This is a genomic window from Nocardia cerradoensis NBRC 101014, assembly GCF_000308535.1.
GTDB classification, from domain to species: Bacteria; Actinomycetota; Actinomycetes; order Mycobacteriales; family Mycobacteriaceae; genus Nocardia; species Nocardia cerradoensis.
The window spans coordinates 1-21,641 of the sequence record NZ_BAFW01000115.1 but is presented as its reverse complement, the minus strand read 5'-3'; the positions used below and the strand labels follow the sequence as shown (position 1 = coordinate 21,641).

Sequence of the window (21,641 nt, the reverse complement as noted above, 5' to 3'; positions counted from 1 at the left end):
GAACGCGAGCTCGCCCCGACGTATTTCGGCACCGTGCCCGGTATGGAGGGGGTCGGCACCGTGGTGCGAATCGGCCCGGGCGTGGAGGGCGTGAGCGAGGGCGATCTGGTCGGTGTGGCCGCCAAGGGCATGATGCGCCGCTTCGCGGTCGTGGACCGGCAGCTCGCGGTCGTCCTGCCCGAGGGCACCGATCCCGGGCACTGCACCAGCATCATCGCCTTCGGCACCGCCGAATACGCCCTGCTGGATCTGGCCCGGCTGGAACCGGGGGAGACGGTGCTCGTGCACGGCGCGGCCGGTGGTGTCGGCACCGCCGCCATCCAGGTCGCCAAGGCTCGCGGCGCCACCGTCATCGGCACCGCCGGCACCCCGGAGCGGCGCGCCCACGTGCTGGCGATGGGCGCGGACTACGCGGTGAATTCACGTTCGCTGAACTTCGTCGACGAGGTCGCCGCGATCACCGGCGGCGCGGGCGCCGATGTGATCGTCAGCAGCGCACCCGGTGAAATCCTGCGCCAGAATTTCAACGCCGCAGCCGAATTCGGCCGCATCGTCGAGGTCGGCAAGGCCGACATCTACACCGGTGGGCTACTGGAACTGGCCAATTTCGACAAGAACCTGTCGTACTTCTCGATGGATCTGGATCGCCTCGTCAAGGTGAAGCCGCAACGGCTCGCGGCTCTGCTGCAACGAGTGTTCGACAAGGTCACCGAGGGCACCTACCGTCCGCTGCCGTATCACATGTTCGACACCGCCGAGGTGAGCAAGGCGTTCGAGGAGACGCTGCGCTCGTCGCGGCCGGCGCGTATCGCGTTGCGCGTGGACGCACCCGAACCGCCGGTGCGCCCGTATCTGCCCGATGTCGGAATCAGCGACACCGCAACGTATCTGATCACCGGCGGCTTCGGTGGATTCGGCCTGGCGATCGGCCGCTGGCTGACCTTGCGCGGTGCGCGGCGACTGGTGCTGGCCGGGCGGCGCGGTGCGACCACGGAGGAAGCGCGTCGTCAGCTCGAGGCGTGGCGCGCGATCGGGATCGAGATCGTCGAGGAACTGCTCGACGTGACCGACTCCGGCGCGGTCGCCGATGCCGTCGCGCGCATCCACACCGCGGACCGTCCACTGCGCGGGGTATTCCACGCCGCGGGTGCGGTCGCGGACAACAACCTCGCCAAGATGGAACTCGGCCAGCTCGAACAGGTCTATCTGCCGAAGGTGCTGGGCGCGCAGATCGTGCACCGGGCCGTCGCCGAGGCGGGTATCGACCTCGACATGTTCGTGCTGTGCTCCTCGGGCGGCTCGATGTACGGCATCTACGGCCAATACAGTTACTGCGCGGCCAATGTCGCGGTCGAATCGCTGGCGCTGCGCTGGTCGGCCGCGGGGGAGCGGGCATTGTGCGTCGGCTGGGGACACCTCTCCGGCGCCGGCGGTATGGCGGCGAACGAGACCTCCGAGAAATATCTCGACCTGGTCGGATTCGGCCCGATCGATATGGGCGACGCCACCGCCTACCTGGAGCAGACCCTGCGCCTGGGCGTGACCCGGGTGGCGGTCATCCCGACCGACTGGGCCAAGCTCACCGGAACCTTCCCGCAGCTGGCTCGCACCGGTCGCACCGCCGCACTGGCCCGGGCCTCGGCGAAGGACACCTCCGAGCTGGCCCGGCTGCGCGAGGAGCTGGCCGCGATGGAGGAATCCAAGCGCGGACCGCATATCGCGCGGCTGATGGCCGGCGAGCTGGCCGTCGTGATGGGCGTGGACGTCGACACCATCGATATGACGATCCCGGTGCCGGAGCTGGGCCTGGATTCCCTGATGGCGGTCGAACTCGGCGCCCGGGTCACCAAGACGCTCGGCATCGACCTGATGTCGCTGCAGATGGGCCGCTCGTTCAGCCTGGAGCAGGCCGGACCGAAGGTGGCCGAACTGATCCTGGCGCACGAACCCGGTGGCGCCCAACCGGATCCGGCGGCCCTGGCCGCGGCAGTGGACGGTGCCGTTGCGAACGGTTCCCGGCCCGCGCCCGAGTCGAACGGTCACGACGCGCCGGCCGGTGCGGTCGCGGAGATGGCGGGGGTCAGCTGATGGCCCGCCGTGTCGGTGCCCTCCGGTGGAAGTGAGTAGTGTAACCGTGGTCGATTTCGGACTCATCGACGAATGGTCACCGCCACCGGGGCGGATGGTCACCTGGGTCGCGTCCCCGGAAGCGGTGGCGCGGGCCCGGACCGCCCCGGTGCATCCGGCGCCACCGTCGCTGCAACAGGAACAGTATCTGCGCCAAGCGGATCGGCACGCCGCCGCCGACTTCCGGTTCTCCGGACTGTGCCTGGCCACCGCGCAGATCCCGACCGGTGGCCTGGACCGGGAGGCGATGACGCGGATCGTCAACGCCTTCCTGTTGCGGCACGACACCTTCCGCACCTGGTTCGACATCGGCGCCGACGGCATCGTGCGACGGCATCTGGTGCCCGAGGACGTGGTGGACTTCGTTCCGATCGACTACGGGTGGATCGACGATCCGGCCGCGATTCGCCGGCACGTCGAGAAGACGACTCCCGATCCGTTCCAGTGGGATTGCTTCACCTTCGGCGCCATCGAACACGGTGACGCGACCACGGTCTACCTCGCCGTCGACCACCTGCACACCGACGGTCTCGGGCAGTACCTGTCCGCGTCCGATTTCGCACAGCTGTATCTGTCGGAACTGAGCGGTGAGGCCGAACCACTGCCACCGGCGGCGAGCTATCTGGACTACTGCGTTACCGAGCGCGCCTACAGCGATCTGCTGACGCTGTCCTCGCCGGGCGTGCAGAAGTGGTTACAGTTGTTGCGCGGCAACGACAATCGGCTGCCGTCGTTCCCGCTGGACCTGGGCAAGCGCTCCGACGGCTACAATCGCAGCGCCCACCGCACGGTCACCCTGCTGGACGAGCAGCAGGCACTGGCCTTCGAAGAGATCTGCCGGGCCAACGACGCGGAATTCGTGGGCGGGGTCTTCGCGGCGGCGGCCCTGGCCGAACGCGATCTCACCGATTCCGACTACTACTTCGGGATGACGCCGGTGAGCACGAGAACTTCGGCGGCGGAGGGCAATTCGGTGGGCTGGTATGTGACGCTGGTGCCGGTGGCCTTTCCGCTCGGGCCCGGTACCCCCGTCACCCGCACCCTGACGCTGGCCCAGCGCGCCTACGAGAACGGGCTCCGCTTGGCGCCCACCTCGTTTCATCGGGTGCTCGAACTGCTGCCCGCGGACTCGGAGATCAAGGCCGAACCCGGCTGGGTCACACCGATGATCTCGTTCATCGACGCCCGCGACTTCCTCGGCCACGAGTTCTTCGACGAGGTGACGGCCGGCGTCTACGCCAACCGCGCCGCCTCGGAGGAGGCGCTGATCTGGGTCAACCGGCTGCCGTCGGGAACGACGCTGAGCGTCATCTACCCCGACACCGCGGTCGCCCACGGCTCGGTCGAGCGCTACATCGCGGCGATGCGCACGGTTTTCGCGTCGATCATCGACCACGGCGCGGAAACGAACTGAACTACAGGAGGTTTCGTGGTGTCGGAAGGCCCCGTGCCCACGCTCTTTCGCGACCCCGGCATACCCGATGGTGAAAAATGCCGGTACACGGTCGCAACCGACGGCCGCAGGTCGGGTTTCGAGCTGACCAGCGTCGTCACCCACGAGAACGGCGGCTACCGGACGCTGCTCGAGGCATCGAGCGGCGACGGCGAACTGGAGCTGACCATCGACCAGCGCTTCGGCCGGATCGGCGGATTCCTGCGCGCCGAGGACTACCGCGCCGAAACCCGCTCCAGCGGTGTGGTCGTCTCCCGCGAGGAAGCGCATTTCATCGACACCGTCCACCTCCCGATCGGCGGCGCACCAGCCCCGTTCCCCACCGACATCATGCCGATCGTCGGCGGAATGACCCTGCTCCGCGGACTCGACCTCACCGAGGGCGCGGCGCAGTCGATCGATACGTGGCTGGCCTTCTCGGTCCATTGGCCCTTGGTCGCCCGCGTGGACAAGCGCGCGGTGGTGGCAGTCGGCGCGGGCGAGATCGAATGCCGCCAGGTGCGCCTGCGGCCGAGCTTCGGGCAGGTGAACATGTTGCTGGACAAGATGATCGGCGGATTGCTGCCGCCGTTCGTGGTGCATATCGAGGTCGAACCTCCCCATCGTCTGGTGCGCTCGAGTTTTCCGACCGAACTGGCGTTGTCGGCGCCGCGCAGCGTGATCGAGCTCGTCGGATGACGGGCACGACCGGGAGCGGACAGGCGTTGGGCACGACGCGCAGGGCGAGCGCGGTGGCTCGATGACGGGCGGGACCGACAGCGCGCGGTCGGCGCGCGGCGACCGAGCAGTGGTCGCAGATCGAATGGTCCGCAGCACAGTTGATGGCATCGGCGAGCCGGGGAAGCTCGGTGAGCCCGAAGATAGTGCCCTGCTTGCTGTCTCGTCGCCTTCCGAATCGGCGGCATGGCTGGCCTTCGCCGGCTGTCTGATCGCGGTGTTCATGCAGATGATCGACGTGACGATCGTCAACACAGCCCTGCCGAGGATGACCTCCGATCTCGGCGCCTCACGTTCGGCGGAACTGCTGGTGATCTCGGGCTATTCACTCGCCTTCGCCTGCACGCTGCTCAGCGCCGCCCGCCTCGGCGCCGTCGTCGGTCGCCGCGCCATGTTCCTCACGTCGGTGGTCGCGTTCACCGCCGCATCGGTGTGGTGCGGATTGTGCACGGGGGCAACGGAATTGGTTGTCGCCCGCGTCGTACAAGGCGCGGCGGGCGCGGGCATGGCAGCCCAAACCATCGCCATCCTCATCGCCAGCTTCCCCCGCGAACGCCACTCCCTGGTCTTCGCCATGTACGGCGGCGTCGCCGGTTTCGCGGGCATGCTCGGCCCCATCCTCGGCGGCGCCCTGCTGACCCTCGACATCGGCGGCTGGGGCTGGCGCACGGTCTTTTTGATCAACCTGCCCATCGGCATGGTCGCCTTCGCCCTCGCCTGGCGCTACCTGCGCATCGGCCGCCCGCCGTCACCCGACCGCCTCGACCTGGGTGGTGCGGCACTGTCCGGACTCGGCCTACTCCTGGTCGTCTACGCTCTCGCCTTGGTACAGCAACTCGGCTGGCAAGCCCAGCCGATCGCCCTCGGCCTGGCCGGAGCGGTGATGTGCGCCCTGTTCGTGGCCCACCAGATCAGGCGTGCGTCCCGCGGCGACAGCCCTCTGATGCGCCTGGACCTGTTCTCCGACAAGGGCTTCCGCATCGGTTCCATTCTGGTCTGCCTCTTCTTCGGCCTGTTCACCGCCTTCGTCTTCGCCGCCTCCATCACGATGCAGGACGTCCTCGGCTACACCCCCTGGCACACCGCGATCGTCATGACGCTGTTCGCGCTGGGCGCCGGCGCCGGAGCGATCGCCTCCCTGTTCCTGGTCCGCCGATGGGGAATCCTGATCCTGGCCGCAGGCGTCACCCTCTACGGCGGCTGCATGGGCGGCGGCGCCATCTACCTCCACCTCACCAGCGGCATCGCCAACCCCCTCATCGCCGCCCCCGCCGTCTGCGCAGCCGGTTTCGGAGTAGGAATCTTCGCAGTCCAAATCCAGCCGATCATGCTGTCGGGCCTGAACGCCGACCACATGTCGGAGACGTCCGGTGTGGTCCCGACCATCGAACAGATCGGCAACGCACTGGGTTTGGCGGTTCTGACCACCCTGTTCTTCCGCTCCCACACCCTCGACGGCGCGCTCACCATGATGGTCGCCCTGGCCGTGGTGTCGTTCGGATTGGGTGCGCTGACGTTGGCCTTGCCGCGAGCACAGCACTGACGTTTCTGGCGTGCGTGTCGGCCGCCGTTCGTATCCGGCGGCACACCGTGATGTCGGCTCGAAACGCGTCGTGCGGCAGGTGCCTCGACGCAGTGCCGCTGTTACACCGCGCAGTGTGCGGATGCGGTTCCGTCGGAGTCGCGTGGCGCCGTTGTCTCGGTTTGCCGCCAGGGCAGGAGGGCCGAGCTGGCGAGCACCGCTGCGGTCGCGCAGCCGATCGCCACCCGCGGGCTGGTCGCGCCCGCGATGAGACCGCCCAGGGCGATGAACACGGGCTGGACGCTCTTCGCACTGATCGACCATGCCGTGCGGACGCGGCTCATGTGATCGTCGGTGGTGCAGTTCATTCGGTACGTGGCGAAGACCGGGTTGAACACTCCGGCGCAGAGGAGCAGGAGAGTTTCGGCGGTCAGGATGACGAGGAGGCCCAGTGGGCTGGGGCCTGCGATCAGGAGTAGCCCCATCCAGCAGGTACGCAACGTACCGGAGCCGAGGAGGACCGCGCGTTGATCGAATCGCGCCACAAGTCTTGGGCTGCACAAGGATCCGAGCAGGCCACCGAGGCAGGGCAGCCCCAGGGCGAGTCCGTACTGCCACGGTGCGAAGTGCAGTTCGCGCAGCATGAGCAGGGCGAGCAAGGGGGTGGTGAGGGTGACCGCTCCGCCGAAGAGCATGCCGTTCCAGAACAGGCGGCGCAGTACGGGGTGATCGAAGATATAAGTCCATCCGCTGCGGATCTCACGACGCCACTGGTGCTCGGTGGGGGCATGCGCCGGTATCGGTTCGACGGTTGCGATGCTCCGGGTCCCGAACGCGGACAGCAGATAACTGACCGCGTCGAGCGCCACGGTGATCGTCGCGCCGAATGTCGTGATGAGAACGCCGCCGATCGGAGCGCCGATGGTGGACGCGGTCCAGAAGGTCGATTCGAACCGGCTGTTGGCTCGCACCCGTTGCGACTCGGCGACGATGGCCTTGACATAGGCCCCACTGGCGGCGTTGAACACCATTTCGCACAGGGTTTGCAGCGCGAGTACGACGCAGAGTTGCCCGTAGGTCAGTGCACCGAAGCATGCGGCCAGAGGAACACTGGCGAGGGCCGCGAACGAGACGAGGTCGGCGTGCATCATGATGGGGCGTTTGCGACGAAATTCGATGAACGATCCCATCGGCAATGCGATTGCCGCACTGGCAATTCCGGCGATCGCTGCCATCAGCGAGACCTGAAGGGCCGAGGCGTGCACGACGAGGATGGCGACCAGTGGGAGAGCGCCCGCGCCCAAGGCGCTGCCTAATTGACTGACGGTCGAGGCCTGCCACAGGCGATGGAAGTCGGGTGAGAGCCGATCGGTTTCGGCAGCGCCACATGTCACCAGGCGGACTCCGATCACTCGGTGGTGGAGCCCATTGTGGCCGAACCTGTCTGAGATCGGTGATCGGGCGGCGACGCGGACACCACCGCCGCGACCGTCGGCGGAATCGTGGCCGCCTACTCGGGAGTCGGCTCCCGAGGTTCGATACGCGGAATACCCGAGGAGTGGCTGTCGGCGCGTGAGCTCCTGCCCGCATGGGCGCTGGAGGGACGCGGCGTCGGCCGGACTTCCCCCTTCCGAAGTCGTGCGTTAGGACCGCGACAGCGACGCACGGTCTTTCGGCGCTCGCCGGTTCAATCGAGGGCGAACCAATCGTGCAAAGTGCGTCGCCTCATCGGGACATCGCGAAGTTTCGCCGAGGCGTGCACGATCTGTTCGACCCCGCGCAGGCCAACCGGTGTTGCGTGCGACGGTGTCGAAGGGACACGTGCCGGGCGTGTCCGCAACAGATCCGATGATTTCGCCTGGACCGGGAGTATCTTTCGGAAGTCGGTGCGGCGCCGGCCGCTGCCGACGTGCGCCCTTGTGTGCCGGATTTGCCGGGACTGTTCCACTTCTGCACGACCTTCGGTTCGAGTACAACTCTGACAGGGCGGGTGTGTTGTCGTGAAATGTCTGCGGAGCGTCGCGGTCACGGTGGCGATCGGGTGTGCAGTGGGGTTGGCGCAGGCCGCCGCGGTCGCCAGCCCGCCGTCGCCTACCCAAGCACCGTCCACCACCGGCCAGACGACTCCGTCCGCATCGGTCCCCGGCGAACCGTCCATCCCCGAGCAGGCTGTTCCCTCGATGCCCGGTCCAGCCGAGCCACCCGCCCCCGATCATGCCGCGCCTTCCGCGTCCGGCCCGGCTGCGCCATCAACCGCCGACCGGCCTGTACAGTCTGGGTCGGGTCCTGCTGCGCGGTCGGCCGCTGATCCTGCTGTGCCGTCCGGGGTCGTTCCGGCCGTGCCGTCAACGGCCGATCGCTCTGTGCAGCCAGGATTGGGCCCTGCTGCGCCGGCGGCCGCTGATAATGCTGTGCCGTCGGGAGCCGTTCCTGCTGCGCCGCCCACGAACGATCGGCCTGTACAGTCTGGGGCCGGTCCCGGGTCGGCGTCGACCGCTGGTTCCGCTCTTCCGTCCGGGGTCGTTCCGGCCGTGCCGTCAACGGCCGATCGCTCTGTGCAGCCCGGGGCGGGCCCTGCTTCGCGGTCGGCCGCTGATCCTGCTCCTCCGTCGGGAGCCGGTCCCGCTGCGCCGTCGTCCTCCGATCGACCTGCGCCGTCAGCGCCCAGTCCTGCTGCGCCGTCGGCCGGCGCTCCGGGCGGTGCGTCCTCCGAGCCGAATCCCCCTGCCGCACACAAGGATCCGGGGCCGTCGGCGTTTCAGAAATGGCTCGACGACACCATTCCCGCGCCTACGTCGGTGCTGCCCGGGATCGGGTCTGCGGCCGCCGATCCGGGCGGGTCTTCGGATCCGCAGGCGCTGTGGAAGGCGATTCAATCCAGTCCGACGGGGGATCCGTTCTTCGACGAGGCACCGGCGGATCTCGGGCATTACGCACCTGGTGACGTCATCGAATCGCGGGATGTCAGCTGGCCGGGGGTGCCGATGGTCTTCCTGACGGTGCTCACGCCGGTCCAGCGGGCGATACAGGTGAAATTCCGGACCACGAACTCCTCCGGGGCGCCGTCCTTCGGGACCGCGACACTGCTGTTGCCCTTCGGCGGGTGGACCGGGCCGGGGAGCCGACCGGTGCTGCTGAACGCGCCGCCGATCAACGCGCTCAACCGGCGCTGCACTCCCGGTTACGTGTTCTCCCGCGGATTCGACATCACGACCGGCGGCACCGGCAACGATTTCGTCCCGTCACCGACGATGTGGGCGGCGAGCCGGAACTACGCGGTCGTGATCCCGGACCACGAGGGGCCCTTGATGGCCTACGCCGAGCCGACCGTGGCCGGCCACATCATGCTCGACACCGTGCGGGCGATACGCCATCTGATGCCGGACGAGTTCGGCGAGAGCCGTTTCGCGATGACCGGCTACTCCGGCGGCGCCATCGCCAGCTACGCCGCCGCGATGCTCGCGCACGAATACGCCCCGGAACTGACCCCCAGCCTGGCCGGGGCCGCGATGGGCGGCCTGCCCGTCGACTACGAATCGTTCGCGAAGACCTTCGACGGCACCTACGCCTCGGGACTGATGCTCACGGTGACGCTCGCGCTGGCCCGCGAACATCCCGAAATCCTCAGCCGCATGAATCATCTGGCGCAATGGGCGGCCATTTCCCCGCTCAAGGATGTGTGCAGTTCGACCATGGCGGACATCGGAGTGTTCGTACCCTATGCGGCCGTGGCGAATATGGCCGACCCGCTTCACACCGAATTCGCCGACATGATGTTCCACCGATTGAGCCTGAAGGGCAGGAAGGCCGGCATGCCGATCTATGTCTACAACGGCGTGCACGATCCCTGGATGCCGGTCGCCAAGGCCGAGGCGTTCTATGCCGAACAGTGCGCTCTGGGAGTTCCGACCACGAAGAGCATCGTGGGCGGAGAGCACATTCTCGGCTACTTCGACGGCTTTCTCGGTTCGACGCAGTGGCTGGGCGAACGGTTGTCCGGTGTCCCGGCGCCGAACGCCTGCGAAGTGGCGCCACGCCCGGACGCCGCACCGGGGCAGAGCACTTCGAGCAGTGCGCCCGGTGACGGTCCCGCGGCCGAGAAACCCTCCGCACCACCCGCACGGGCAGTAATGCCACCTCCGAGCCGATCCTCGGGTCCAAGCCAGGATCGCTGACATCCGTCGGCGGCCGGCGCCGGTGGCAGCGGCCGGCCCCGATGGTGAACACATGAGGTCTGGCAACAAGTGGGTCCGGCGGAGTAGCGACAGCCCGGCCCGGCATCGGCACACCGTGCTGCCGCCTCGGCTCGGCATATCGAGGACGAGACGGGCGGTGGATGCGACGCAGGATGTGGGCGTGCGGCTAGTCAGGCCGCGCTAATCGTGCAAACCGCGCTCATTTGTGCGGTTTTTCGCCTTCTTCGCGGAGGTTTGCACGATTAGTTCAGCCGACACGACCCGATCCGGGTTTTCGTGATCCACCTCACGGCCTGTCACAGGCGCGGGAGATGCGGCGTCTTATGCCCGACCCCCTCAGCAAACGGAGGAAGACATGACGAACAACGAAGTCCTCGTGATCGGCGGCGGATATGCCGGGGTGATGGCGGCCAACCGCCTGACGCAGCGTGACGACGTGCGGGTGACGGTGATCAACCCCCGCCGGGTCTTCGTTCCGCGGCTGCGGTTGCATCAGCTGGTGGGCGCGACGCACGATGCGGTCGTCGATTACCCGGATGTCCTGGCCGAGCAGGTGCGGCTGGTCATCGACAGCGTGACGCGGATCGACGCGGTGCGGCGCACGGTGCAGCCGGCCGGCGGTGACAGCATCGGCTACGACTATCTGATCTATGCGGTAGGTAGCGGCATCCCCGCGCCGCAGGTGCCCGGGGCGGCCGAATTCGCCTATCCGATAGCGACTTTGGAGGCTGCGCAGCGGCTGCGTTCGGTTCTCTTCGATACGCCCTCGTCGGCCGCGGTGACGGTGATCGGGGGCGGGCCGACCGGGATCGAGACCGCCGCCGAGCTGGCCGGCCAAGGGCGTGCGGTCACCCTGGTGTGCGGCAGCGTCCTCGGTCCGTACCTGCATCCCAAGGCGCGGCGCACGGCGCACAAGTACCTCGCGAAACTCGGAGTGACGGTCGTCGAAGGTTACGGGGCGACCGTCACCGCGATCGGGCGAGACGCGGTGGTCCTCGGCGACGGCCGGACCCTGGCCAGTGCTGTGACGATCTGGGCGGCGGGCTTCGGCGTGCCGGACTTGGCCGCTCGCAGCGGGCTGAGCGTCGATGCCGCCGGGCGGCTGCTCACCGACGAGACACTGACCAGCGTCGACGACGAACGCATCGTCGCGGCGGGTGATTCGTCGGCCCCCTCGGATCTGCCGTTCCGCATGAGCGCATACACGGCGTACTGCCTGGGCGCGCACGCCGCCGACACCGTCCTGCACCGCATCGCGGGGGAACAGCCCGCGGCGATCGACCTCGCTTTCCCCGCCATGTGCCTCAGCTTCGGCCGGGACGCCGGGATCTATCAGCTCGGTCACAAGGACGAGACCGCCATGCGGCTGTACTTCGGCGGGTTCGCGGGCAAGAAACTCAAGGAATTCGCATGCGAGGCGGGGATCAAGCATCTGGCGACCGAGGCCCGCAAACCCGGCTCGCACCATTGGTTCTCCGACGGCAAGCATCGGCCCGCGCAGCTGCAGGCACGGCACGACAACACTGTTCCGGTTGACTAGGACCGGTTCATGCGGCTGTACGCGGCTCCCTGCCGCGACCGCACACGGATGGCGGCCGAAACCTTCAGTGCAGCAGGAGACACGCAGGCCCGTAAGCCCCGATACCGACGTTGGGAGGTGCCGTGGTCGCGCCTGTGGGGCCGGTCGGCGAATCCGACGGAGACAGACGCCAGGCGAATGTCACCGCTGGGGACACCGCGTCGGTGACACCGTGCGCGAGAGGGGCCCTCGGCGTGAGTCTTCGCCGGTGGCGAGTGGTCCGGCGGGGAGGGTGTACTAATCGTGCAAACCTCGCCGTTATTTGCGGTTTTCGCGCAATCCCGCGAAGGTTCGCACGAAAAATTCACCCGACCCCGACTGCGCCCCCACTCGTAACCGGCTGCGCAACATGATCATCACCGCGCCGATCGACACTCGAATTGTGTTCGGGCTGAGCGGAAGCCTGTGCGCGGACCGAGGCATCCGTTTACATCGACACCATGGCAACACCGGCACCGTCGCCCACCGACGCGGACACTTTCACCACCGAGTGGGAGGAATGGCATCGGCGGCAGGAAGCGCACCTGTCCGACCGGCACGGCTTTCTCGCCATCACCAGTCTGCACTGGCTCACCGAGGAACCGCAGCGCTTCGACGACGCCCCCGGCACCTGGTCGACCGGGGCCGACGGCGTGGTGGTCGTGCTCGACGAGGGTGAGGAGTTGGTCGTCGACGGCGAGCCGGTGCGCGGCCGCTACGGGTTCGGCGTCATCCCCGAGCGCGGTGGCGTGAACGCGGTCTGGGGAGATGCGGTGATCGAGGTCGCCAAGCGAGGTGGCCATGACATCGTGCGCCCTCGCCATCCGAACACCTCGCTGCGCACCGCTTTCCGCGGCACTCCGGCGTTCGCGCCGGACCCGAAGTGGGCGGTCACCGGACGCTACGTGGCCTTCGAGGAGCCGCGGCCGACGACGGTGGGCGCCGCGGTGGAAGGACTCGAGCACGTCTACGATGCGCCGGGACAGATCGAGTTCGAGGTCGATGGTAAGTCGTTGCGCCTCACCGCTTTTCCCGGCAAGAACCCCGGTGATCTGTCGGTGTTGTTCACAGACGCGACGTCCGGCGTCACCACCTACGCGGCGAATCGGGTCTTGCAGGTGCCGGCGCCGGATGCCGGCGGGACGGTGGTGCTCGACTTCAACCGTGCGGTGAATCTGCCGTGCGCGTACACCGATCTGGCGACCTGCCCGCTGCCGCCGGCGGAGAACCGGCTGCCGATCGCGGTCGAGGCGGGGGAGAAGATTCCCTACGAGCGTCAGGGATGAGTTCGCCGCGGATCGCTTCGCTGGCGTTTCTGACCCCGGGCAACTACCTCGACGACGATCCGTACACCGGCCTCGAGGACACGCTGCAACTGTTCGAATACGGCGAGCGACTCGGGTTCGACGGCGCGTGGATCCGGCAGCGGCATCTCGAGCACGGAGTCGGTTCGGCAGCGGTCTTTCTGGCCGCGGCCGCCCAGCGGACGAGCCGAGTGGAGCTGGGCGCGGCGGTGATTCCGATCGGGTACGAGAGCCCGTTCCGGCTGGCCGAGGACTTGTCGCTGGCCGATGTGCTGTCCAAGGGGCGTGTGCAGCCGGGTTTCAGCGCGGGGACGCCACCGCACGCCGACCTGATCGGTGATCTGGTCTTCGACGGCGACTGGCGCAGTTTCGACCTGTCCTACGGCCGGGTGGCCCGCCTGATAGACAACCTGCGCGGCCACTACCTGGGCGACGCCGACACCGTCATCCACTCGCCGGGCAACACCCAGCGCCCTCGGCTCCAGCCGCACAGCCCCGGCCTTGCCGACCGCGTCTGGTACGGAGGTGGAAGCACCCGGTCGGTGCGCTGGGCGGCGGAGAACGGACTGAATCTGCTCAGCGGAAATATCGTATTCGGTGACCGCAGTGACGATTTCGTGACCGCGCAACTGGGGCTCATCGACGACTATCGCGAACGCATCGATCCGTCGCGACCGGCGCGCGTCGCGATCGGACGGGTGATCGTCCCGTTCGACAGCGCCGACCGCGCGACCCGGGAGCGGTACCGGGCGTATGCCGCCGGCCGTCACGAACGCACCCTCGGCCCGCAGGGCGAGCGGCGGGTGCTGTTCGCCCCGGATGTCGTCGGCACCGCCGAGCAGATCCTCGAACAGCTGCGCGCGGATCCGGTCCTCGCACAGACCGGCGAACTGCGTCTGGAGCTGCCCTACGAGTTCCATCGCGCGGACTACGAGCAGATTCTGCACGACACGGTGGAGCTGATCGCTCCGGAGCTGGGGTGGAAACCCGCACTCGCCTAGGCCGCGGCGAGAAGACCCCGCTCGGCGAACCAGGTGTGGTCCACACACCACGCCCAGGCGTGAGCCGCAGGGCGGCGATGATCGGATCGCCGACCGCTCGAGCGGTCCCAGCTCGCTTCTGCCGAGCGTGGCCTCGCTCATCGCAACGATCAGTCCGCGAGTTTGAACCGGCGCTTCCGGGTATCCACACCAGTGCTCGGCAACGGTGTCGGCGCGTCTACCGATCCGCGGTACGACACCGGCGTTCCACCGTATTCGGTATCACCGTTCGTACTACGAGCCAGGAGGACGAGATCGATGATGACCGGCCGGAATTCCCGAAGCTCAGCACTTTTCGTCACCGCCCTGGCAGGGATGGGGCTGGCCGCCGTGTCGACGGCCGCTCCAGCGCTCGCCGCCAACACCATCGACATCAAAGGGGTGGGGCCGGCCAATGTCGGGGTCGACTACACCTGTGATGCCAATTCCGGCACGTCCGCGGTCAAGGTCATGGTCGGCGATCCCAACGCCGACGCACCGTCCGCGATGGGTACGCAACCGCAGGTCACCTGCAACGGGCAAACGCAGAGCACCGTCGTCGAGCTGACCGGACCCGACGGGTCGCCCGCGCAGTTGCAGCAGGGTCAGACCGTGCAGGTCCGGGTGGCGTTGGTGGATCCCCAGGACACCGTGGTCTCCGGAAAGGCCAACGTGTTCAAACTGGGGTAACGGCGACCTGTGCCCGCCATCGCCGGCGGGTGGCCGCGGCGCGGGCGGTCCAGCCCGCCACGATCCCCAGGTAGACACCCGGCAGCCCCCAGTGCATGACTGCGGCCGCGAGCCACACCGCGGGCAGGGTGACGCAGACGACCGAGAACACGGATGCGGACATGACCGCCTTCGTGTTCCCGGCCGCGCGCAGCTGGGCGGCGTAGACCATGCCGATCGACATGACCGGCGCCAGCACCGGCAACGACCACACCACCCCGCGCCCGGTCGCGCTCACCGCGGCGTCACCCGTGACGAGCCGGAACACCACCGGTGACAGCGCGGTGAGCAGCAGCGCGACCGCACCCGAGGCACCGATCATCAGCACCGCGCCGGCCCGCACGACAGCCCGGCGCCCGCGATCGTCACCGGCACCGAGGCACTGACCCGCCAGAAGCGCCACCGCCACACCGATTCCGAACACGAGCATCCACACCAGCGACACCGCCAGACTCATCATCCGATGGGCGGCCAAGCTCACCGTCCCCGCTCGCGCCACCACTGCCGTGATCACGGCATCGCTGCCGTAGGCGACGACTCCGAATACGACATCCGGCACGGCGAGCCTGGTCACCGCGTGCCACACCGTGTCATTCCAGCCGGTGGTGAGGCCGATGGCCCGGCGAACACGCGGAATCAGTGCGACCGTCCCGGCCGCGACGGCGGCGGTCGAACCGATCGCCGACCCCGCGGGCCCCCACCCCGCACCGAAGATCAGGATCCACGACACCATCACGTTCAGCACGGCCACCGCCACCGCGACCCGGGCGCCGGATCGCGTATCACCGATGCCGGCGAGTACCCCACGCAGATGAGCCGTCACGGCCGTGAACGGCAACCCGCACAACAGAATCCACACCATGACCGTCGCGTCACGCCGATCCAGGCCCACCGGCGCGGTCAGCGCCACGATCACGGGTGCGGCCACCGCCGCGGCCACCGCGACCACCACACCGACCACGGCGGCGCCCGAAAGCCCTGTCGATGCCACGGTCCGGACCGCGTCGATGTCCCCACCGCCGTGCCGGTGGGCGACGAGTATCTGGGTGGCCGACCCCCACGGCACCACCAGCGCGGTACACCAGATCCATACCGGCAGGACCAATGCGGAGACGCCGAGTGCTTCGATCGAGTGGTGGCCCAGCAGCGCGGTATCGGTCACGCCCAGCACCAGCGTCGTCGCGGAGGTCAGCACGACGGGCGCTGCCAGCCCGCTCACCTGACGAAGTCGCGCGATCCGCGCCTGCCTCCCCATGGAGTGACTCTAATAGCGTTCCCGCACAAACTCTTCCAGTGGTGCGAGTAACGCGAGCTACACGCACCGGATTCCGTGTAAGTAACGTGTCAGCGCTGCGTCAGTCCGGTGACAGCGGCGTGGAAGACAGTTCTTCCATGAACAGCGGAGCACTCGCCACGGTCGGAGCCCGGAATGCGGTGTGGGACGGCATCGAACTCCCGCCGATGCTGCACTCCCAGTGGTACGACCGTGGCCGGCGGTTTCTGGGCGGTAATCACGCCTTCGCCCAATTGATCCGTTTCGCGCTGGTCGGCGGCGCAAGCAATATCGCCTACGCACTGCTGTTCGTGGTCATGATCGGGGTCGGGCCGCTCGTCGCGAATATCGCGGGCTCGCTGGTCAGTACGGCGATCGCGAACGAACTGCACCGCCGGCTCACCTTCCGAGCGGCCGGCCGCGTCGGCTGGTTCACCGCGCAATGGGAAGGCGGCGGCCTCGCGCTCCTCGGTGTGGTGATCAGTACGGCCGCGCTGGCGGGTCTCCGTTTCTGGGCGCCCGGCCTCGGCGATCTCGCTCAGGCGAGCGCAGTCCTCGCCGTCACGGGCGGGGTCGGCGGTCTGCGGTTCCTGGCTCTGCGTGGCTTCGTCTTCTGAGAGGCGGTATCATCGACGGCGATGACGACTTCTTACGATTCAGGATTGGGGGTCTCGTTCGCACACGGTGAGTGCTGATGCACCCTGTGACCGCGAACGGGAACGATTCCCGAATTCCTTTGTGGCTGCGGATACGCGAGTTCGCCGTACCGCCTGCCATGATCGAGACCGCGACGACCCGGCGTCGTGCCGGGGACTGGGCTGGAGCGTGTGCCGCGGCGGGTGTCGACGTGGACGTCGATCCACGCGCACTGGCCCGTACCCACGGCAGCGAACTCGCCACCCGGGTACTGGACGATCTGCGGCACCTGGCGCCGGATCTGCTGCGCTGGCATATGCCCAGGGTCGCCTCCGACGGCTTGTTACGGCCCGGCCTGACGACGACGCTGGCCCGGTACGACCCCGGAGAACGCGGAAAGCGCTGCGGTAGAGCGGGTTTCATCCACCTCGTCGTCCGTACCGCGCCGACGTGGGCGGACTCCGGACAACGCATGAGCCTGGCGCTGTGGGACGAATCCCGTCCCGAAGGCGGCATCGGCTCGCATCCGCATCCCCGGTCCAACCGCCGCTTCCGACTGGACCTGCACCGTCACCTCTGGGACGCGCGACGTACCGAGGAACTCGCAACACGTTGCGGGACAGGGCAAACGGCCGACACGCGGGGGACGGAAGTCGTGATCGCGGAGCACGTCCCGCCGGGATGCGCCGTCGACCGGTGGGCGGCCGAGGCGGAGTTGCTACTGCGCACCGACGGTGGTCCGCGCGGTCTGCTGCAAGTGCGATTCGGTGCGCGACACCGGGTCATCCTCGAGTACGAGGGAAACCCGCCCGCGCTCCGAATCGCGCACCCATACCCGCGTGGCGCGGTATCCGCGCTTCCCGTCCTGCCGTATGCGGCGACCTGGCTGCTGCCCGACCTGGCATTGCTGCGGGCCGGTGCGATCACGGCCGATCGCCTGCATCCCCTCGTCGCTTCGGCGCTCGTGCCGGAGTTCTCCTCGGCCGCAGCATCTTCCGGCACCAGCGGGGACAACCGTGCGCACCTGGTGCAGTGCCGGGGAGAGCAGCACCGGATCGGACTGGTGGACGGCACGCTGACCGCGCTGGATCACAGCCCGGCCGAGCTGCGGCGAGAGGAACTGCTCGTCGCCCTGTCCGGCACACCGCTGCCCTGCCTGCAAGCGATCGACCTGGCGCACCGGCGACCGGATTGCCTTGCCGGCGTTCGTGATCGGTTGCGTCACGGCGATGTCGCCGGTGCGTTGGCCGTCGTCGACACCCTGCTCGGACCCGATGCGCGGTTGCGCGCGGGAGCGTTGCGCGACGAGCTGGAGGCGGCGGCGCAACGCGAGCACGCTTACCGGCAATTCTGCAGCAGGACAACGGAATCCGCTCCACCGAGAAAACGGCGCACACACCACCGCACCCATCCGCGCCACGCGATGGCGCGCTGACCGCGCACATCCACCCGACTTCTTCGACACCAAGGTGATTCATCGATGACCACATCTGCCTCGACCACGGGCACAGCCCGAATCGACGCCGCCGGCGAACTGCTGACCCTGCTGAACGAATCCACCACCGAGCCGGCCTCCGACATCCAACTCGAGGCGTTGACCGTGGCCGTGGCCGCGGACCTTCCGGTGCTCCTGTGGGGCGAACCCGGGATCGGCAAGACCGCGGCGCTGACCCAGCTCGCCGACTCCCTGGACCTTCCGCTGACCACGGTGATCGCGAGCGTGCACGAGCCGTCCGACTTCTCGGGTCTGCCCGTCGTCGGAGACGATCCCGCGGCCCAGGGTGTGCCGCTGGCTCCGCCGGACTGGGCGGTCCGGCTCGTGCGCGCCGGTCGCGGACTGCTGTTCCTGGACGAACTGTCGACCGCACCGCCCGCAGTGCAAGCGGCGCTGTTGCGCCTCGTCCTCGAACGCCGGATCGGCGCGTTGCGGCTACCTGCCGGTGTCCGCATCGTCGCCGCCGCCAACCCGCGCTCCTCGGCGGCCGACGGCTGGGAGCTGAGCGCGCCACTGGCCAACCGATTCGTCCACCTCACCTGGACGCACGACCCGGACGTCGTCGTGCGCGGTCTCGGCGGAGTCTGGCCGCGCGCCGGTCTGCCCACGATCGATCCCGAAATGTTCCCGGCGGCAGTGTCTTTCGCCCGCCGCGCCGTGTGCGGGCTGCTCGCCGCCCGGCCCGCGCTGGTGCATCGGATGCCCAGCGGTGAAGCACGCCGGGGCGGCGCCTGGCCCTCGCCGCGCACCTGGGAGATGACCCTGCGACTGATCGCCTTCGCCACTGCGGCCGGTGCCGGCCGGGAGGCCCTGTCCCTGCTGGTGCGGGGGACCGTCGGTGACGGTCCCGGCTTCGAACTGCTCACCAGCATCGACCGGATGGAACTGCCCGACCCTGAGCACCTGCTCGCCGATCCGGATACCGCAGACCTGCCGGAGCGTGGCGATCTGCGCCAGGCGGTGCTCGACGGTGTGGTGGCCGCGGTCCGCCGCAAACCGGAGAAGTCGCGCTGGGATGCGGCCTGGGCGCTGCTGGCGAAGGCCGTCGAGACCGGAGCGCCGGATCTGGTGGTCGTTCCCGCGACCACTCTCGCCGCACTGCGTCGCGACCACTGGGAGATCCCGGCCGCGATCGAGCGACTCGCCGGAATGGTCGAGGTGTCGCGGACAGCGGATCGCGCCGCGGATCGCGTCGCCGCGCAGGCCGGACGATGACGGCGCCCGCGGCCGTGGATGTCGACAAGCTCTGCGCCGCCCGCCTGCTGGCGGTGCGGGCCCGACCGTATCTGGCCACCGCTCTGTACGCGGTGCACCTGGTCGAGTCACGGGGTGTGCCGACGATGGGCGTGGACCGGTACTGGCGGTGTTACGTCTCACCGGTGTTCGTCGACCGCACCTCCGTGGAGGAACTGGCTTCGATTCTGGTGCACGAGGTTTCGCATCTGCTGCGCGACCATCACGGGCGCAGTGACCGGTTCGCTCACGAGCACGACCTGACCGGCCCGGCGCAACGACTGCGCATGAATATCGCCGCGGACGCCGAGATCAACGACGATGCGTTCGGTGACGGACTGGTCCAGCCCGTGGGAGCTGTCCTACCGGCAAGCCTGGGACTGCCCAGCGATGAACTCATGGAGGATTACCTGCGCCAATTCCGCTTGGGGCAGCACACCCAGGACATGGCCTGGCTGGATTGCGGCAGTGGTGCCGACGGACTCGACCGCGACTGGGAGCTGGGACCCGACGGTGCGAACGGCCTCAACGATCAGGAATGCGAGGCGGTCCGCTTCCGCGTGGCGCAGGGCATCGACGGTCGTCCGGGTAACGCGCCCCGGGGGTGGCGGCGCTGGGCGGAGGAGGCGTTGCATCCACCGCAGCCGTGGCGCGACCTGCTGCGCGGGGCCATCCGCGCCGCGGTCTCCGCGTCCGGCGCCGGTGACGACTACACCTACGGCCGGCCGGCTCGGCGATCGGTCGGAGTGCCCGGAGTGGTGTTACCGAGCCTGCGGCACACCCCGCCGCGAGTCAGCGTGGTTATCGACACCTCGGGGTCGGTCAGCGACGCGGAACTGGGCAGCGCCCTGCTGGAAACGTTCGCCATCGTCCGTGCCGTGGGCGGCCGCCGCGATCTGGTCGAGGTTCTGTCGTGCGACGCCGCGGCGAGGATCGCGCAGCCGCTGTGCCGCGCGGAAGACATCACGCTGGTCGGCGGCGGAGGCACCGATCTGCGCGCGGGTTTCGCCGAAGCCCTACGCGCGCAAGCCCGTCCGGACGTGATCGTGGTCCTGACCGACGGTCACACACCATGGCCGGCGTCGCGGCCCGCCTGCCGGACGGTGGTGGGATTGCTGGGGCGGCAACGGTCGTGGAGCGAAGCCGATCCGGAGTACGTCCCGGCCCGGCCGCCCGAATGGGCACGGGTCGTGCGGATCGGATGACAGCGGTGTTCGCCGTCCGTCAGTCGGATTCCGTCGCTTCCCGCAGGATGCGGAATTCGGCGGCCAGGGCGTCGAGGGTGTAGTGCGCGTTGAGGCCGCTCGGGTTGGGCAGTACCCAGATGTCGGTGGCGCCCAGGGTTTCGGCCTGGCGTCCGACGGTGGTTTTCGGCCGTCCGAAGGCGGTGCGGTAGGCGCCGAGACCGAGGACGGCCAGGGCGCGGGGCCGGTAGTGCCGCACTCGCTCAGCCAGCGCCCGGCCGCCGTCGCGCAATTCCGCCGCGGTCAGCTCGTCGGCCTTCGCCGTCGTTCGCGCGGCGACGTTGGTGATGCCGATCCCGAGGGCGAGCAGTTCCTTCTGCTCATCGGGACGGAACAGGCGGGGCGTGAAGCCGGAACGGAACAGTGCGGGCCAGAAGCGGTTTCCGGGCCGCGCGAAATGGTGGCCGGTCGCGCCCGACCACAGGCCCGGATTGATGCCGCAGAACAGCACCCGCAGATCGGGTGCCACCAGATCGGGAATGGTCCGGTCCTTCGCGGCGGCCAGATCCGCCGGGGTGGGGCGGTACGCGGCGGAATGTGCCATCCGCCCAGTCTGCCGGACGGGGCGCCACGACCGCCCACGGTGGTCGTCGGCTGCGCGGAGTGCCCGCGGGTTGGCCGGAGTGTGCCGGCCACCCGGAATGTGCTGGGAGAAGTTGCCGTCACCTGGATGTTCAACCAATGGTTGTGCACACCGGCGCATTCAGTTGTTTGATCCAGGTCACCGCGCCTGGTTGCATCCGAGTGAACAACGCAGGGTTGTCCGGCCTCGATGCGCCGGGAGCAGCCCATTCCGTGCCGCAGGCTTGCGGCGTCATCAGGAGGATCATGGAAATCGGGCTGAAGTGGCTGATCGACGCGGCACTCGATGCGCACGTCGAGGAGATCCGGCAATTCGATGCCGCCTCGAAACCCGTTGCGGGTCCCGGAAATTACGAGGAATTGCGGCGGGTCCGGGCGCGGCACGCCGCGTCCCGGCCGCCGTCGGGAAACCGGGCCGCCCAGCAGATGGCCGAAGCCGGCGGCCGTCGAGTTCCGGTTCGGGTCACCGTTCCCCGGGAGACCGAGATCCGGGGCGTCTATCTCGATATTCACGCGGGCGGTTTCTATATCGGTTCAGCGGCCGGTGATGATG

The 21,641-nt window shown here is 68.5% G+C and carries 16 protein-coding genes and 2 pseudogenes; 15 read left to right on the top strand and 3 right to left on the bottom strand.

Annotated elements, in window-relative coordinates; genetic code table 11:
* The 4 genes from ON23_RS12425 to ON23_RS12410 all read left to right on the top strand — a co-directional run.
* The coding region (locus ON23_RS12425) for an SDR family NAD(P)-dependent oxidoreductase (protein ID WP_039778270.1) at nt 1-2,088 on the top strand (2,088 nt) is incomplete at its 5' end.
* 31 nt (nt 2,089-2,119) lie between these two features.
* Nucleotides 2,120-3,541: a condensation domain-containing protein gene (locus ON23_RS12420; protein ID WP_245555937.1), complete on the top strand. Its 1,422-nt coding sequence runs from the start codon at nt 2,120-2,122 to the stop codon at nt 3,539-3,541.
* A 33-nt stretch (nt 3,542-3,574) separates the two neighbouring features.
* On the top strand, nt 3,575-4,258 hold the full coding sequence (locus tag ON23_RS12415) for a hypothetical protein (protein WP_039778268.1): 684 nt from the start codon (nt 3,575-3,577) through the stop codon (nt 4,256-4,258).
* 61 nt (nt 4,259-4,319) lie between these two features.
* Nucleotides 4,320-5,840 carry an MFS transporter gene (locus tag ON23_RS12410; RefSeq protein WP_244969556.1) on the top strand — a complete coding sequence of 507 codons (1,521 nt, stop codon included), beginning with the start codon at nt 4,320-4,322 and terminating at the stop codon, nt 5,838-5,840.
* A 101-nt stretch (nt 5,841-5,941) separates the two neighbouring features.
* Here ON23_RS12410 and ON23_RS12405 read toward each other — a convergent pair whose 3' ends face one another.
* Nucleotides 5,942-7,213: an MFS transporter gene (locus tag ON23_RS12405; protein WP_039778273.1), complete on the bottom strand. Its 1,272-nt coding sequence runs from the start codon at nt 7,211-7,213 to the stop codon at nt 5,942-5,944.
* Between the two features lie 78 nt (nt 7,214-7,291).
* Here ON23_RS12405 and ON23_RS40055 point away from each other — a divergent pair.
* The 6 genes and pseudogenes from ON23_RS40055 to ON23_RS12375 form a co-directional block, all read left to right on the top strand.
* Nucleotides 7,292-7,801 (top strand): annotated as a pseudogene (locus ON23_RS40055) (hypothetical protein); the annotation flags it as partial.
* Nucleotides 7,802-8,617: 816 nt separating this feature from the next.
* Nucleotides 8,618-9,994 (top strand): lipase family protein, encoded by a 1,377-nt coding sequence (locus ON23_RS37860; protein ID WP_051042562.1) that lies wholly within the window; start codon nt 8,618-8,620, stop codon nt 9,992-9,994.
* Between the two features lie 376 nt (nt 9,995-10,370).
* Entirely contained in the window at nt 10,371-11,555 is a 1,185-nt protein-coding gene (locus ON23_RS12395) for an NAD(P)/FAD-dependent oxidoreductase (protein WP_039778267.1), read from the top strand.
* Nucleotides 11,556-12,034: 479 nt separating this feature from the next.
* Entirely contained in the window at nt 12,035-12,859 is an 825-nt protein-coding gene (locus ON23_RS12390) for a DUF1684 domain-containing protein (RefSeq protein WP_039778265.1), read from the top strand.
* Nucleotides 12,856-13,878, top strand: a complete 1,023-nt coding sequence (locus ON23_RS12385; RefSeq protein WP_039778264.1) for an LLM class flavin-dependent oxidoreductase — start codon at nt 12,856-12,858, stop codon at nt 13,876-13,878. Before ON23_RS12390 ends, ON23_RS12385 begins: the two co-directional genes overlap by 4 nt.
* Nucleotides 13,879-14,175: 297 nt before the next feature.
* Nucleotides 14,176-14,586 carry a hypothetical protein gene (locus ON23_RS12375; protein WP_143860290.1) on the top strand — a complete coding sequence of 137 codons (411 nt, stop codon included), beginning with the start codon at nt 14,176-14,178 and terminating at the stop codon, nt 14,584-14,586.
* Here ON23_RS12375 and ON23_RS12370 read toward each other — a convergent pair.
* Complete coding sequence (locus tag ON23_RS12370; RefSeq protein ID WP_083903875.1) at nt 14,573-15,880, bottom strand: MATE family efflux transporter; 1,308 nt, start codon at nt 15,878-15,880, stop codon at nt 14,573-14,575. The two genes, ON23_RS12375 and ON23_RS12370, sit on opposite strands and share 14 nt — an antisense overlap.
* A gap of 206 nt (nt 15,881-16,086) precedes the next feature.
* Here ON23_RS12370 and ON23_RS12365 point away from each other — a divergent pair, with 206 nt between their 5' ends.
* From ON23_RS12365 to ON23_RS12350, 4 genes are all read left to right on the top strand, one after another.
* On the top strand, nt 16,087-16,515 hold the full coding sequence (locus ON23_RS12365; protein WP_244969626.1) for a GtrA family protein: 429 nt from the start codon (nt 16,087-16,089) through the stop codon (nt 16,513-16,515).
* A 230-nt stretch (nt 16,516-16,745) separates the two neighbouring features.
* Complete coding sequence (locus tag ON23_RS12360; protein WP_306307120.1) at nt 16,746-17,969, top strand: hypothetical protein; 1,224 nt, start codon at nt 16,746-16,748, stop codon at nt 17,967-17,969.
* 45 nt (nt 17,970-18,014) lie between these two features.
* On the top strand, nt 18,015-19,244 hold the full coding sequence (locus tag ON23_RS12355) for an AAA family ATPase (protein ID WP_039778259.1): 1,230 nt from the start codon (nt 18,015-18,017) through the stop codon (nt 19,242-19,244).
* Nucleotides 19,241-20,467, top strand: a complete 1,227-nt coding sequence (locus ON23_RS12350) for a vWA domain-containing protein (protein ID WP_039778258.1) — start codon at nt 19,241-19,243, stop codon at nt 20,465-20,467. Before ON23_RS12355 ends, ON23_RS12350 begins: the two co-directional genes overlap by 4 nt.
* 19 nt (nt 20,468-20,486) lie before the next feature.
* Here ON23_RS12350 and mug read toward each other — a convergent pair whose 3' ends face one another.
* The gene (mug, locus tag ON23_RS12345; RefSeq protein ID WP_039778257.1) at nt 20,487-21,050 is read right to left on the bottom strand and encodes a G/U mismatch-specific DNA glycosylase; all 564 of its coding nucleotides are present in this window, start codon (nt 21,048-21,050) and stop codon (nt 20,487-20,489) included.
* A 167-nt stretch (nt 21,051-21,217) separates the two neighbouring features.
* Between mug and ON23_RS12340 the strand changes: the two are divergent.
* Nucleotides 21,218-21,641 (top strand): annotated as a pseudogene (locus ON23_RS12340) (hypothetical protein); the annotation flags it as partial.

What these genes read in the sequence shown, in the direction of transcription:
- ON23_RS12385 (WP_039778264.1), top strand. Translation starts at nt 12,856, where the DNA reads ATGAGTTCGCCGCGGATCGCTTCGCTGGCGTTTCTGACCCCGGGCAAC.
- ON23_RS12370 (WP_083903875.1), bottom strand. Translation starts at nt 15,880, where the DNA reads ATGGGGAGGCAGGCGCGGATCGCGCGACTTCGTCAGGTGAGCGGGCTG.
- ON23_RS12410 (WP_244969556.1), top strand. Translation starts at nt 4,320, where the DNA reads ATGACGGGCGGGACCGACAGCGCGCGGTCGGCGCGCGGCGACCGAGCA.
- mug (WP_039778257.1), bottom strand. Translation starts at nt 21,050, where the DNA reads ATGGCACATTCCGCCGCGTACCGCCCCACCCCGGCGGATCTGGCCGCC.
- ON23_RS12395 (WP_039778267.1), top strand. Translation starts at nt 10,371, where the DNA reads ATGACGAACAACGAAGTCCTCGTGATCGGCGGCGGATATGCCGGGGTG.
- ON23_RS12390 (WP_039778265.1), top strand. Translation starts at nt 12,035, where the DNA reads ATGGCAACACCGGCACCGTCGCCCACCGACGCGGACACTTTCACCACC.
- ON23_RS12355 (WP_039778259.1), top strand. Translation starts at nt 18,015, where the DNA reads ATGACCACATCTGCCTCGACCACGGGCACAGCCCGAATCGACGCCGCC.
- ON23_RS12365 (WP_244969626.1), top strand. Translation starts at nt 16,087, where the DNA reads ATGCTGCACTCCCAGTGGTACGACCGTGGCCGGCGGTTTCTGGGCGGT.
- ON23_RS12350 (WP_039778258.1), top strand. Translation starts at nt 19,241, where the DNA reads ATGACGGCGCCCGCGGCCGTGGATGTCGACAAGCTCTGCGCCGCCCGC.
- ON23_RS12375 (WP_143860290.1), top strand. Translation starts at nt 14,176, where the DNA reads ATGATGACCGGCCGGAATTCCCGAAGCTCAGCACTTTTCGTCACCGCC.